The 13403-nt window shown below is 65.4% G+C and carries 11 protein-coding genes; 6 read left to right on the forward strand and 5 right to left on the reverse strand.

Features of this window, described 5'->3' with window-relative positions; genetic code table 11:
• Positions 1-73 precede the first annotated feature (73 nt).
• The 3 genes from ACT6Q8_RS09540 to ACT6Q8_RS09550 all read left to right on the forward strand — a co-directional run bounded on the left by ACT6Q8_RS09540 (position 74) and on the right by ACT6Q8_RS09550 (position 4352).
• Positions 74-1426, forward strand: a complete 1353-nt coding sequence (locus ACT6Q8_RS09540; RefSeq protein ID WP_444732401.1) for an MFS transporter — start codon at positions 74-76, stop codon at positions 1424-1426.
• A 25-nt stretch (positions 1427-1451) separates the two neighbouring features.
• Positions 1452-2669, forward strand: a complete 1218-nt coding sequence (locus tag ACT6Q8_RS09545; RefSeq protein WP_444732400.1) for an MFS transporter — start codon at positions 1452-1454, stop codon at positions 2667-2669.
• Positions 2670-2771: 102 nt separating this feature from the next.
• Positions 2772-4352, forward strand: coding sequence for an FAD-binding oxidoreductase (locus tag ACT6Q8_RS09550; RefSeq protein WP_444732399.1), 1581 nt, complete (start codon positions 2772-2774; stop codon positions 4350-4352).
• Positions 4353-4394: 42 nt separating this feature from the next.
• Here ACT6Q8_RS09550 and ACT6Q8_RS09555 read toward each other — a convergent pair whose 3' ends face one another.
• The 5 genes from ACT6Q8_RS09555 to ACT6Q8_RS09575 form a co-directional block, all read right to left on the reverse strand.
• Entirely contained in the window at positions 4395-5516 is a 1122-nt protein-coding gene (locus ACT6Q8_RS09555) for a zinc-binding dehydrogenase (RefSeq protein ID WP_054166261.1), read from the reverse strand.
• A gap of 91 nt (positions 5517-5607) precedes the next feature.
• Positions 5608-6993, reverse strand: coding sequence for an FAD-dependent oxidoreductase (locus ACT6Q8_RS09560; RefSeq protein WP_444732398.1), 1386 nt, complete (start codon positions 6991-6993; stop codon positions 5608-5610).
• Positions 6994-7004: 11 nt separating this feature from the next.
• Positions 7005-7520 (reverse strand): hypothetical protein, encoded by a 516-nt coding sequence (locus ACT6Q8_RS09565; protein ID WP_054166263.1) that lies wholly within the window; start codon positions 7518-7520, stop codon positions 7005-7007.
• Between the two features lie 32 nt (positions 7521-7552).
• A complete protein-coding gene (locus ACT6Q8_RS09570) occupies positions 7553-8560 on the reverse strand; it encodes a zinc-binding dehydrogenase (protein ID WP_444732397.1) in 1008 nt (335 codons plus the stop codon).
• A complete protein-coding gene (locus tag ACT6Q8_RS09575) occupies positions 8557-10170 on the reverse strand; it encodes an FAD-binding oxidoreductase (protein WP_444739373.1) in 1614 nt (537 codons plus the stop codon). The genes ACT6Q8_RS09570 and ACT6Q8_RS09575 overlap by 4 nt, the downstream gene beginning before the upstream one ends.
• A 177-nt stretch (positions 10171-10347) precedes the next feature.
• Between ACT6Q8_RS09575 and leuC the strand changes: the two genes are divergently transcribed.
• Genes leuC through ACT6Q8_RS09590 form a run of 3 tightly spaced genes read left to right on the forward strand, consistent with a single transcriptional unit; the run spans position 10348 to position 13258 of the window.
• On the forward strand, positions 10348-11757 hold the full coding sequence (gene leuC, locus ACT6Q8_RS09580; protein WP_444739374.1) for a 3-isopropylmalate dehydratase large subunit: 1410 nt from the start codon (positions 10348-10350) through the stop codon (positions 11755-11757).
• A 3-nt stretch (positions 11758-11760) separates the two neighbouring features.
• On the forward strand, positions 11761-12369 hold the full coding sequence (gene leuD / locus ACT6Q8_RS09585) for a 3-isopropylmalate dehydratase small subunit (RefSeq protein WP_444732394.1): 609 nt from the start codon (positions 11761-11763) through the stop codon (positions 12367-12369).
• Positions 12370-12397: 28 nt separating this feature from the next.
• Positions 12398-13258 carry an isocitrate lyase/PEP mutase family protein gene (locus tag ACT6Q8_RS09590; RefSeq protein ID WP_444732393.1) on the forward strand — a complete coding sequence of 287 codons (861 nt, stop codon included), beginning with the start codon at positions 12398-12400 and terminating at the stop codon, positions 13256-13258.
• Positions 13259-13403: the final 145 nt, after the last annotated feature.

The following is a 13403-nucleotide window of genomic DNA, read 5'->3' on the forward strand; positions in this document are numbered from 1 at the left end:
CGGGGCGGGCGGGCGATAGTGCCCGCCCGCCCTTTTCGTTTCACCAGTAGAGCGACCTTTTCAAGGATCACCGATGACCGCCGCCATTACCGATGCACCTCCGCCCGCCGCCGGCCGCCTGGGTCTTCTGTCCCAGGTTGGCTATGGCGTGGGCCAAGTGGCGGGACAGGTGTTCCGCGACGTGCCGTCGCTGCTGCTGCTGTTCTTCATGACCACGGTTCTGGGGATCGAGCCGGCGCTGGCCGGTGTCGCGATCTTCGTGCCCAAGCTGGTCTGGGGTGTCGGCTGCGATCTGCTGGTTGGTGTGCTGTCCGACCGCTGGAAGCACCGGTTCCATCGTCGCTGGTGGCTGCTGGCGGGTGTCATCGGCTCTCCCATGGCCTTCCTGCTGCTGTTCCATGTGCCGGCGGACCTGTCGCAGACGGGGCGCGTGGCCTATGTGGCGGGCGCTTTCAGCCTGTATATGGCGGTCTTTGCCAGCTTCTCCGTCCCCTATCTGGCCATCGCCGGCGAATTGTCGGACGATCCGCACCAGCGCACCGTGCTGATGGCCTGGCGGTTGGTGTTCACGGCTGCCGGTGTATTAATCGGCGGGGCGGTGGCGCCCGGCGTGGTGCAATATCTGGGCGGTGGTCAGCCGGGATATGAGGGCATGGCCCGCGTCCTGGCCGTGATCTGCCCTCTTTCCCTGCTGATCGCCTTCTTTGGCGCGGGCCGTGCGGCGCGCCAAGCGGGCCGGGCACCGGCGGTGGCGACCGGTTCGCGCATGACCTTCTCGGCGGCGATCGCCAAGCTGGCCGCCCCGCGCTTCTCGGTTCTGCTGGCCTCCAACCTGCTGCAACTGATCGGGTCGGGCATGGCCTATGCCTCCATGCTGTATTTCCTGACCTACAATATGGGGCAGGGGGCGGCGGCGCTGCAGCTCATCGGCGGGCTGATCGTGGCGGTCTGCGCCGGCATCATCGTGGCTCAGCCCATCTGGGTTGCGGTGGCCAAGCGGGTGGGCAAGAAGCCGGTCTATGTGCTGTCGGCCATCGGCTATGGCGTCACCTATATCGCCTGGTCGCAGAATGCCCAGTCGGGCATCCCGGTCGCCTATCTGTTCTGCGTGGTGGCCGCCCTGTTCAATTCCGGTTGGGCACTGCTCAGCTTCTCCATGATGTCGGACATCGCGGGTGAGGACCGGGCCAATGCCGGGCTTTACTCCGCCGCCTGGGTGGCGGTGGACAAGATCGGCTTTGCCCTGGGCGGCACATTGCTGGTGGGACTTGTCCTGTCCGGCTTCGGCTTTGACGTGGCGCGGTCCATGGCGGGGCTGCCGCAGGAACCGCGCGCCCTGACCGGCGTGATGCTGGCTTTCGGGGTCTTGCCCGGTCTATTCAATCTCATCGCGGCGGCCCTTTATGGCCGCTACGGTCGCCACTGACAGCAACGCGGGAAAGCGGATATCCATGGGCAAGATTGAGGAATTCCGACGCGGCTGGTCATTGATCCTGGCGGCGGCGACGGGGGTGGGCCTGGGCATTACGGGTCTGACCTTCTACACGCTGGGCATCTTCATCGGGCCGTTGACCCAGGAATTCGGCTGGTCCCGCACCTCGCTGGCCTCTGCCACCATCCTGACCACCTTGACAACCCTTTTGCTGGGTCCCGTTGTGGGTCGTCTGGCCGACCGGTTCGGTGGGCGGACCGTGGGTCTGGTGTCCTTGGTGGGGCTTGCCGCCGGTCTGGGCGGGTTGAGCCTGATCGGTGCCGAACTGTGGAGTTTCTATCTGGCCTTCGGTATCGCCATGGTACTGGGTGCAGGTACCTTGCCCATCGTTTGGACCCGCGCCGTCAATGCTGGATTCGACAAGGCGCGCGGCATGGCTCTGGGCCTGACCCTGACGGGAACCGGCGTGGTTGCCATCTTGGCCCCGCCTTACACACAATGGCTGATCGCCGACCATGGCTGGCGCACCGCCTATCTGGGGCAGGCGGCGCTGGTATTGGCCATCGGCCTGCCGGTTGTCTGGCTGCTGTTTCATGAAGTTGGTGGTGCCAAGCATGCCGCAGCGGCCACAACGCCGACCCGCCCCGGCCTGACCGCCACTGCCGCCCGCAGGTCGCGGCAGTTCTGGATGCTGGGTGTCGGTTTTCTGTTCGCGTCCTTCGCCGTATCCGCCCTGATCGTGCATCTGGTTTCCATCCTGTCGGGTGGCGGGATGGAGCGGGCCAGCGCCGTTTGGGCCGCCAGCCTGCTGGGCTTTGCCATCATTGCGGGCCGGCTTGGTATCGGCGTGCTGGTCGACCGCTTCTACGCGCCTGCCGTGGCCTTCGGCATCCTGGCCATCGCCGGGGCCGCCTGTTTCCTGCTTATGCTGGCGGGGGCCCACCTGTCGCTGGCACTCGCCGCCGTCGTGCTGATCGGTCTGGCGGCGGGGGCGGAGGTTGATCTGGTCGCCTATCTGGCCAGCCGCTATTTCGGCCTGCGCGCCTATGGGGAGATTTATGGCTGGCAGCTCGGCTTCTTTGCGCTGGGTGCCGGGTTGGGGCCGATGGGTGTGGGGCGTCTTTATGATGCGACCGGTTCCTACACGGTCGGCCTGATCGCCTGCGCCGTCGGGTTTGGCGTTGGCGCCACGCTTATCGGCTTGTTGGGCCGCTATCCGGAGCGGTTCGAGGATTAATCATGACCGCTGTCCGGACAAGGTGCATCGCGGGTCCAGCCGATCCGGCATGATCCTGGCACTGTGTCTTCAACAGACGCATTTTCCAGGGAAACCAATATCATGCCGGATATCGCCGCCGTTACCTCGGACCTCCTGCCGCGTCTGCGCGCGGTTCTGGGGGACGGTGCCGTCCTGACCGATGCCGATGACCTGTCCTTCTTCGGCCAGGATGTGCATTCCATCGGCGCGCCCTTGCTGGCCGTCATCCGACCGGTGACGCGCGAGGCGCTGACCGGCGCGCTGAAGCTGCTGCATGCAGTGGGTGTCGCGGTGGTGCCGCGTGGCGGCGGCATGTCCTATTCCAACGGCTATCTGGCCGGTACGGCTGGTGCTGTGTTGGTCGATACCGGCGGCCTGGACCGCATTGTCGAGATCAATGCCGACGATATGTATGTGGTGGCCGAAGCGGGTGTGACCTGGGCCGCATTGGACGCTGCTCTGGCACCGCTGGGCCTGCGCACACCCTTCTGGGGACCGTTCTCCGGCATCCGCGCCACCCTTGGCGGGACCATGTCGCAGAATGCCGTCACCTATGGCACCGGCACTTTCGGCACGGCGGTGGATAGTCTGCTGGGGCTGGAGGTGGCGCTGGCCGACGGGTCAGTTCTGCGCACCGGCTCCTGGGCGCAGCCCAACAGCGCTCCGTTCTTCCGCCATTACGGCCCCGATCTGACCGGCCTGTTCAGCGGCGATGCCGGTGCACTGGGCATCAAGATTGCGGTCGCCCTGCGCCTGGTCCGCCGCCGGCCTATCAATACCGGCATTTCCTTCGGCTTCCAGACCTTTGACCAGATGCTGGGCGCCATGGCCGCCGTGGCGCGCGAAGGGGTGGCGTCGGAGGCATTCGGGCTGGACCCGTTTCTGCAAAAGCAGCGCCTGGGTATGGGCGATCTGAAATCCGATTTGAAGATGCTGCTGGCGGTGGGCCGCGCGGGGCGCGGGCCGATTGAGTCGCTGCTTCAGATGGCGAAGATCGTCATTGCCGGGCGCGGCTTCCTGGACGGCATCAACTATTCCGCCCATTACACGGTCGATGCCTTCGACCGGGATGAGGAACGGTCCATGCTGCGCCGGATCCGGGCGGCGGCGGAACCGTTTGGCAAGGAGATCGAGAACTCCATGCCGACCCTGGTCCGTGCCTACCCGTTCCCGCCACTGAACCATATCCTGGGGCCGAAGGGGGAACGCTGGGTGCCGGTACATGGTATCCTGCCCTTCAGCCGAGTTGCCGCCTTCCGCGCCGACCTGGAGGCGCTGTACGCCCGCCACGCGGCGGAGATCACGCGGCACAAGATTCTGGCCGCCGCCATGTTCTCCACCATCGCCACCAACGGCTTCCTGTACGAACTGGCCTTTTATTGGGAGGATGAGCGCGCCGCCTTCCATGACCGCATCCTGGAACCGGACGCCGCCCGGAACCTGCCACGCTACCCCGCCAATCCGGAAGGGGCGGAACTGATGCGGCAGCTCAAGAAGGAATGCGTGGCCCTTTATGCCAAGCATGGCGCCGCACACCTGCAGGTGGGACGGCTCTACCCCGTGACCGGCGCCATGAACCCGGTGACGCGTGCGGTTCTGGGCGCCGTGAAGGCGAATGTGGACGCTGCCGGATTAATGAATCCGGGTGCCCTGGGTCTGTAACCAGCCGGGTGGGGGAGGGGGGCGCCCCCTCCCCATCGTGCCTTACGGCAGAACCACCTGCCGGATCACCCGGCCCGCCGCCAGCTCGTCCATCAGACGGTTGATCTCTGACAGCGGCGCCGTCCCGCTCAGCAGCCGATGAACCGGCAGCCGTCCGGCCCGCCACAGGCCGATATAGCGCGGCACGTCGCGCGACGGGATAGAGGAGCCCATATAGCTGCCCATCAACGTCTTGCCTTCGGCCACCAACGAGACCGCCGGGAAGCTCAGCATTTCCGCCGGGTTGGGCAGGCCGACGGTGACGGTGCGCCCGCCACGGCGGGTGGATTTGTAAGCGGCGGCCAGCACGGCGGCCTTGCCCGCCGTCTCGATGGCGACATCGGCTCCACCGCCCGTCAGGTCGGCGATGGCCTGGGCCGCGTCGGCGGGTGCCACGGCGGCGGCGGCGCCCAGTTCCAGGGCCAGTTTGCGCTTATCCTCAATCGGATCGACGGCGATGACCGGGTTGGCCCCGGCGGCCACGGCGCCCAGCAGTGACGACAGGCCAACCCCGCCCAGCCCATAGACCACAACGCTTTCACCCGGCTTCACGGCGGCGGTATTCATTACGGCGCCGACACCGGTCAGCACGGCACAGCCGAACAGGGCGGCGATTTCCGGCGCGATGTCGGACGGGATCTTCACGGCGGAGCGCTGATCCACCACGGCATGGGTGGCAAAGGCCGATACGCCCAGATGGTGGTTCACTTCGCGGCCCGGCAGTTCCATGATCCGCCGCCCGCCGCGCAGCAGCCGTCCCTCGCCATTGGCCGTCGCCCCCGGCTGGCAGAGATAACCTTCGCCAGCCCCGCAGCAGGCGCATTGCCCGCAGGCCGGCAGGAAGGCCAGGACGACACGGTCCCCCGGCTTGAACGGGCTGTCAGGATCGCCCGTTTCCACCACCGTTGCCGCCGCCTCGTGCCCCAGGGCCATGGGCATGGGGCGGGGACGGTCGCCATTGATCACCGACAGATCGGAATGGCACAGGCCGGCGGCATCGATACGTACCAGCAATTCACCGGCGCGCGGCGGGGCCAGTTCCACCTCTGCCAGACGCAGCGGTCGGCTGTCGGCATAAGGGCCGGGCAGGCCGATTTGGTCCAGGATGGCGGCGGTGATACGCATTTGGCGAATCCTTGTTGCTTGGACGGTGGCCTTCACACCGGGGCATGGCGGACAGTGCCGATCATGCCCCGGATCGTGGCCTGATGGTAAGTCATGTCGGTTGGTTGGCAATGACCAGCCGGGCGGCCTCGGCCCCGGCCAGACGGCCCAGCGTGACCGCCGCACAGATGCCCATTGCCGGCAGATAACCCCAGCAGGAAGGCCCGGAAACCGACCGCGCGGCCCCGCCACAGGCGAAAAGATTGCGCAGGGGCTGTCCGCTGACTGCCAGAACGCGCCCGCGCCCATCGGTGCGCAAGCCCCCCTGAGTATGATAGATGGCACCGCGCAGGCGCAGCGCACGGAACGCCGCTTCCGGCGCTGGATCGGTCCAGCGCCGCCCCTGGCTGTCAGGGCGGCCTGCGGCCTTCGCGCGATGGATATCGTCCAGGCAGGCGGCCAGACGGGCCGGATCGGCGCCGATGCGCAGCGCCAGATCGCTCACACTGTCGGCGGCGCGCGCGGCGTTCAGTTCCCGCAACTGTACGCTTTCGGGGATGTGGGCACAGGCCTGCTCGATCCGCTGGTCGAACACGACCCAGGCCCGGCCATCAGGCTGTGCCAGTACCGGATGCACGACCGCTGAAATATCGTCGGTTTCGTCGATGAAACGGTCACCATGTTGATTGACTAGGAAACCGCCCTCCAGGATGAAACCCGGCGGCAGCGTCACCCCCTGCGGGTCGGTCAGCATGCCGTAACCCTGATAGGCGCCCATATCGGCCAGATCGGCACCCAGGGCCGCGCCTAAGCGGATGCCCAGGCCATCGCTGCCTTCATGTCCGTGATAATGGGCGTCACCGGCATCGGGGATATGGGTGCGCACCATATCGCGGTTGCCGGCAAACCCGCCGGTTGCCAGGATCAGGCTGTCGCAGCCGATGGCTTCCCGGCTGCCGTCGGGCCGTTCGACCAAGATGCCGGCAACCCCGCCCGCACCATCATCGGCAATTTCGACCAGGCGCGCCTGATGGATCACATCCACCCCGGTCTCTTCCAGGCGGAGGTGCAGATACATCAGGGTATCGTTGCCGCTGCGCCCCGGCCAGCCATGGACGCGCAGCCGTGAATGGCCGAACGCCGCCTTGAAGCGGACATCCAGCTCATAAGGAAGGCCATGCTGTTCGACCAGCCAGTCCAGGGTCGGGCCTGCCCCATCGGCAATGGCGCGGGCCAGTACCCGGTCGGTTCGCGCTCTCGTCTTGGCCATGATGTCGGCATACAGAATGTCGCCATCATCATGAATGCCCAGGCGCTTCTGCGCCGCTGTACCGGCGGCGCAGAGCAGACCCTGGGACATGGAGGTCGTGCCAAACGGCACAGCATCCTGCTCAATCAGCAGCACATCCGCCCCGGCATCGCGGGCGGCAAGGGCGGCGACGGCACCTGCCGCCCCACCGCCAGCGACGATCACCGGTATGGAATAGTCGAACTGCATGGCCGTCCGGATCAGGTGTTCGGCGCGCTGGTGTTGGTGAAATTCTTCCAGTCGCTGGTGACGAACACCTCGTCGATCAGGGTACGCTGGAAGCACTTGCCGCCCTTGTACCAATGCCAGGTGCGCGACCGGAACTTGCCGCAGTCGGAAATCTGGATCATCTCATAGAGATACAGGTCATCATCGCCCTTGCGGGTCCAGTGCAGGCAGGTGGAGCGGTTGAAATCGTCCGGCTTCATGGCGGCAGCCCAACCCTTGATCAGGTCATTGTCCCACCAGATGCGGCCATCGGCATAAGAGGCGGGGAAGTCGCGCACGTCGGTGCGGCCATCTTCCCAGAAATAATGGTTGGTCTGATGGTACGGGAACTCGCCATCTTCCTTCAGGCGGCAGATCAGGCGCGAGCGGTGTTCATCGACAAGCTTGCCCGTTTCAGCGCTGTAGTAGCGGTACCAGCCTTCCCAGACGCCCTCATTGCGGGCCAGCAGAGGCATGTCACGGCGCAGTTCGGCGACATTATTGCTCATTTCCAGAAATCCTTATGCTTGAGAGTGTCGGATCAACGCAGATCGACGGTGACCTTGCCCATGGACCGCCCGGAAAGCAGGTGCTCCACAGCGGCCGGCACCTGGGCCAGACCTGTGAACGGCGTGTCATCGAAGGTGATGGTAATTTCGCCAGCGGCGTGCAGGCTGAACAGTCTTTCGCGCGCTGCTGGCCACAGGTCGGTCAAACGGCCATTCATGAAGCCGCGTACAGATGCGCCTTTGTAGTAGAGCTTGTTGCCGACGCGCGGTGCCGTGACGATTTCAGGCTTGCCGTCCAGGTCCTGGGCGGCACCCGCCACCACAACGCGCCCCAGCGGGGCGACATTGTCCAGGAAGGCATCGAAGATCGCGCCGCTGACGGTATCGACGGCCAGATCCAGGGCATCCCGGAACTCCGTGGACAGGACCTGGGCCACATCCTCCCGCTTGTAATCGATGACCCGGTCTGCACCCAGCGACCGGACGAAGGCCGATTTCCGCTCCCCGCCACAGACGGCGACCACCCGCGCCCCGGCCAGCTTGGCCAGTTGCACCAGCAGATGGCCCAGACCGCCCGCCGCCGCCGAAATGGCAACCGTTTCCCCCGCACGCACCCCGCCGACATGTTCCAGCGCCAGCAATGCCGACACGCCGGTGGAGGCCAGGGCCAGATAGTCGCGATGTGCTGATGGGGCCGGGATGAACTGCGCTGCGGGCGCAATGTTCGCCTGACGATAGCCGCTCGTGAAGCGATTGGTGGCGGCGGCGTCACCGGGCTTGAAGCCCGTCACCCCTTCGCCCACCGCTTCCACCACGCCGATGGCCTCCACCCCCGTCCAGGTGGGCATGGGGATGCGGATATAATCTACGGCGTTGCGTGCGATCTGCGTATCGAAGATGCCGTTGACGCCGCACCAATGGTTGCGCACCCGGACTTCACCGGGACCCGGATCGCGCAGTGGCTGATCCACGATCTCCGCCGCCTCGCGGAAGCTCTGTGCGAAGCGGACCTGTTGCAAGGCCTTGTAGGTCTGGCTCATTTTGGCCCCTTGGCAAAGCCCAGCACGCCGGGGTTCATCAGGCGGGCGGGGTCCACCGCATCTTTCAGTGCATCCAGAAGTGCCTGGCTGGCTGCGTCCCGGCTTTCACGGTAGGGGTAGGTGCGCCCCACCTGCAGGTGCCCGCAGCCAAAGCGCCGGAAGGTGGCGATTAGGCGCTTGCGGGCTTCGGTTACCACGGCTGTGGCGTCGGGATTGTCGGCATGTTCGGGCAGGCGCCCCATGTGTGCTGGTTCCAGCGCCTCGTAATGGACCGGCAGCCGCATTTCTGGCCAATAGATCACCGGTTCCAGGATCAGGGCATTGGTCGACATCGACGTGAACAGGTAACCCGTCTTGATGTCGTGCCGGGCGAATGCGTCTGCCATGCCGGCGAACACCTGCTCCAGCGCTTCATAAAGTTCCGGTGCCTTGGACAGGGAAATCTGACCATGGATGGGGATCCAACGCTCACCCCCCGGCCCCAGCGCGCTGTTCAGCGGGGGGAAGGGCATGGCGCGGATGACCTTGGCGATAGTATTCGCCACCTCCCGGCCATGATGTTCCGCCGCGATGCGCCGGGCCGTTGCCATATCATGCGCCACCCCCTCCGCCGACCGCCCCTCAGCGTTCAGATGCAGGGGGAAACTGTCCTCGCTGACGAAACTGCGGCCGGCACCTGCGACCCGCACCGCTTCCCACAACCCGCGCAGCAAGGATTTCTGACGCGTGACGACGGCGCCCAGTGCCTTCACATCGCTGGTTATGGAGGCGCGCTGCATGCGTACCCGCGTCAGGCCGGGATCAAAGGCGCACATTTCCGCCGCGACACCGGCCCGCGCCAGGGCCGCCATGGCCCGCATCAGGTCGCCGCCGGTGGGGAATTCAAAGCTGGCGTAATCCTCATGTTTTGGGGACTGGATCAGGCGCAGGCTCACATGGGCCTTCACCCCGAAGGCCCCGCAATCGCCACAGAACAGGCCGGTCAGGTCAGGTCCGAAATGCCGGTAGAAGGGGGTGTCCCCATCCGTGCCCCGCGCGCCGGTACGCAGAATCGACCCGTCGGCCAGCACCATGGTCAGGGCCACGACGCTTTCGCTGGTCGTGCCGTAATGGCCGGCGCCCAGCATGGCGTTCTGCTGTGACACGCCCCCGCCGATGGTGGAGAGCAGGCCCGACATGGGGCCGAAGAACGGCGTGCGCAACCCGTGCGGGGCCAGCGCCTTGTTCAGGTCGATCCAGGTGCAGCCGGCCTCAACCGTCACCACCATGTCGTCGGGGCGCAGATCGATGACGCGGTTCATCCGCCGCATGTCCAGCGACACGGTGCCTGACACGGTTGGAATGTACCCGCCGGTATAGCTCATGCCCGCGCCGCGCGGTGCCAGGGGCACCTGATACCGGTGAAGCAGGGCCGTGACCGCGGACAATTGCTCCAGATTGTCTGGCGCCACGACCAGGGCGACTGGCTCGGCGCTTTCCGACCAGATATCGCCGCTGTGCAGGCGGCGGGTTGCCGCGTCGTCGGTCACACCGTCGGGACCCGTGATGGAAAGCAAAGCGGCTTTCAAACCGTTGCCCATATTGTCACCGTGAGAAGCACTGTCCGGCATGACCCTAACCTCAATCCTCGACAATCCTGGGGCGTAGACTATCTGGCGGTGCGGGGCCGGGCGCGATCGGGTCGCGTGAATGTCCGCAAGGCGGTCACACCGTCGTGCAGGCTTGGCGCGGCCCGCGGGGACATGATGTGTTCCGCATGGAATGGAACAGGGGCCGGGGACCGGGCGATGCCGTTTACCCTTTATGACAAGCTGTGGAACAGCCATGTGGTCGCGGAAGAGGAAGGCGGGATCAGCCTTCTCTATATCGACCGCGCCATGCTGCATGAGGTCAGCAGTCCGCAGGCCTTCGCCGCCCTGCGCGAGAAGGGGCTGAAGGTCCGTAATCCTGGTGCCTTCCTGGCCGTGGCCGATCATTCCGTGCCCACCCGCCACCGCGACCGGCCCATCGCCGATCCCCAGGCCCGCGCGCAGGTGGAGCTGCTGGCCCTTAATTCCAATGATTTCGGTATCGATATGATTGGCCTGGACGATCCGCGTCAGGGGATCGTACATGTTACGGGTCCGGAACAAGGCTTTACTTTACCGGGCTTGACGTTGGTCTGTGGCGACAGCCATACCGCCACGCATGGCGCCTTCGGCACCTTGGCTTTCGGTATCGGGTCGGGCGAATGCGAAAGCGTCCTGGCCACCCAGGTTCTGCGCCTGACCAAGGCCAGGACCCTGCGCGTGAATGTCCATGGCGACCTGCCGCCCGGCGTGGGGGCGAAGGATATTATCCTGGCGGTCGTGGGAAAGCTGGGCAGCAATGGTGCCATCGGGCATGCCATCGAATATGCCGGTCCCGCCATCCGCGCCCTGACCATGGAAGGGCGCATGACCCTGTGCAACATGAGCATCGAGGCAGGGTCCCGCACTGGTCTCGTGGCACCGGATGAGGTCACCTTCGCCTGGCTGGAGGGCCGGCCCCTGGCGCCGAAGGGTGCGGATTGGGACGCTGCTGTCGCCCATTGGCGGACATTGCCCAGCGACGAGGGTGCGGTCTTCGATCGGGAGATCGATATCGACGCCACAAAGCTGGTGCCGCAGGTCAGCTGGGGCACCAGCCCGGATCAGGTGGCCGATATCACGGGCCGCGTGCCCGACCCGGCGGGTGCCAGCGACGCCGAGACGGCGGCTAAGATGACCAAGGCCCTGTCCTACATGGGTCTGACAGCGGGTATGCCGGTGCGCGATATTGTCGTCGGCCATGTCTTCATCGGGTCCTGCACCAATGGCCGGATCGAGGACCTGCGTATCGCGGCGCGTATCCTGAAGGATCGCCGCGTCGCCGATGGCGTCCGGGCGCTGGTCGTGCCGGGATCGAAGGCCGTGAAGCAGCAGGCCGAAGCCGAGGGCCTGGACGCCATTTTCCGGGCCGCCGGCTTTGAATGGCGCGAGCCGGGTTGTTCGCTTTGCGTCGCCATGAATGATGACCGCTTGCCACCCGGTGCGCGCTGCGCCAGCACGTCGAACCGCAATTTCGAGGGGCGGCAGGGCCAGGGCGCGCGTACCCATCTGATGGGCCCGGCGATGGCCGCCGCGTCGGCCATCGCCGGCCATATCGCCGACCCGCGCGACTATCTTGGGGAGGCTTGACCTATGCAGCCCTTCACGACCCTGACCGCCATCGCCGCCCCACTGATCGAGGCGGATGTCGATACGGATATCATCTATCCCGCCCGCTTTCTGACCATCACGGAAAAGAAGGGGCTGGGCCGCTATGCCTTCCATGACCGCCGCTATGACGGGCAGGGGCGGGAACTGGTGGATTTCATCCTGAACCGCGATCCCTGGCGCCATGCCGGCATCCTGGTCGCCGGTCCGAATTTCGGCTGCGGCTCTTCGCGTGAACAGGCGCCCTGGGCAATTCTGGATCTGGGCATACGCTGCATCATCGCGCCCAGCTTCGGGGAGATATTTCGGGGCAATTGCTATCGTAACGGCATGCTGCCGGTGACCGTGGGGGAGGCGGACCATGCCGCCCTGCTGTCCGATGCAAATGCCGGGGCCAGGCTGCATGTCGATCTGTCTGCCCGGACCATCACGCGGCCCGATGGTTCCACCATTGCCATCGCCATCGATGATGGCAAGCGCGATGCCCTGCTGAACGGCTGGGACGAGGTGATGGGTATCCTGAACCTTTATGCCGGCACCATCGACCGGTACGAGCAGGATCGCCGCACCCGCCTGCCCTGGCTTACCCGCTGATAATTTCCATCTTCAGACAGAGAACATCATGGCCAATCCCATCCTTCGCCAGAAGCTGGCTTCCCGGCAGTTCATCACCGCCCCCGGCATCCAGGACATGATCGCCGCTGTCGTCGCCAACAAGGTCGGCTTCGATATCGTCTATGGCAGCGGTTACTGGACCGTTGCGTCGGCATATGGTCTGCCCGATGCCGGCATTGCGTCGGTGACGCAGATGGTGGACCGCATGTCGACCCTGGTCCGCACCTGCAACGCCGCCGTGGTGGCCGATGCCGATACGGGTTTCGGCGGGCTGCTGAACGTGCATCACACGGTCCAGGCCTATGAACAGGCCGGTATCACCGCCATCCAGATCGAAGATCAGGAATTCCCCAAGAAGTGCGGCCATACGCCGGGCAAGCGTGTTGTCCCGGCAGAGGAAATGGCCGACAAAATCCGCGTGGCGGTGGAAGCGCGGCGGGACGAGAATTTCCTGATCATCGCCCGCACCGACGCACGGCAGAGTGAGGGGCTGGAAGGTGTGCTGCACCGGATGAAGCTCTATGCCGAAGCCGGCGCCGACATCCTGTTCCCCGAAGCGCTGACCAGTGACGAAGAGGCCCGCATCGTCACCTCCTCCCTGGACAAGCCGATGATGGCCAACATGGCCGATGGCGGCCTGACCCCCATCCGTGATGCCAAGACCCTGGAGAGCCTGGGCTACTCCATGGCCATCTTCCCGGCCATGACCAGTCTGGCGGCGGCGGCGGCCATGGAGTCGGCTCTCTTGAACCTGAAGCAGACGGGCACCAGCCTGTCGCCCGACGTGCCGCTGTTTAACTTCAAGGAATTCTGTTCGCTGATCGGATTTGAGGATGTCTGGGCCTTCGACAAAAAATGGGCGCGTTGAGCGCCTTCGGGCCCATTTCCGCGTAAATCACGCCCTCTCTTGTCCGCACCCGGCTGTTGAGGCAACCATCGTCTATCCGACAGGTGGATAGATCCTCACGCCTTGTGCGACCGGCACCCCCAAAACTTGGCACCATCCAACTGTC

This window comes from Niveispirillum sp., from assembly GCF_052437035.1.
Taxonomy (GTDB): Bacteria; Pseudomonadota; Alphaproteobacteria; order Azospirillales; family Azospirillaceae; genus Niveispirillum.

Bases quoted from the DNA above. Each gene is read 5' to 3' on its own strand.
- ACT6Q8_RS09540 (WP_444732401.1), top strand. From the start codon at position 74: ATGACCGCCGCCATTACCGATGCACCTCCGCCCGCCGCCGGCCGCCTG.
- ACT6Q8_RS09545 (WP_444732400.1), top strand. From the start codon at position 1,452: ATGGGCAAGATTGAGGAATTCCGACGCGGCTGGTCATTGATCCTGGCG.
- ACT6Q8_RS09550 (WP_444732399.1), top strand. From the start codon at position 2,772: ATGCCGGATATCGCCGCCGTTACCTCGGACCTCCTGCCGCGTCTGCGC.
- ACT6Q8_RS09555 (WP_054166261.1), bottom strand. From the start codon at position 5,516: ATGCGTATCACCGCCGCCATCCTGGACCAAATCGGCCTGCCCGGCCCT.
- ACT6Q8_RS09560 (WP_444732398.1), bottom strand. From the start codon at position 6,993: ATGCAGTTCGACTATTCCATACCGGTGATCGTCGCTGGCGGTGGGGCG.
- ACT6Q8_RS09565 (WP_054166263.1), bottom strand. From the start codon at position 7,520: ATGAGCAATAATGTCGCCGAACTGCGCCGTGACATGCCTCTGCTGGCC.
- ACT6Q8_RS09570 (WP_444732397.1), bottom strand. From the start codon at position 8,560: ATGAGCCAGACCTACAAGGCCTTGCAACAGGTCCGCTTCGCACAGAGC.
- ACT6Q8_RS09575 (WP_444739373.1), bottom strand. From the start codon at position 10,170: ATGCCGGACAGTGCTTCTCACGGTGACAATATGGGCAACGGTTTGAAA.
- leuC (WP_444739374.1), top strand. From the start codon at position 10,348: ATGCCGTTTACCCTTTATGACAAGCTGTGGAACAGCCATGTGGTCGCG.
- leuD (WP_444732394.1), top strand. From the start codon at position 11,761: ATGCAGCCCTTCACGACCCTGACCGCCATCGCCGCCCCACTGATCGAG.
- ACT6Q8_RS09590 (WP_444732393.1), top strand. From the start codon at position 12,398: ATGGCCAATCCCATCCTTCGCCAGAAGCTGGCTTCCCGGCAGTTCATC.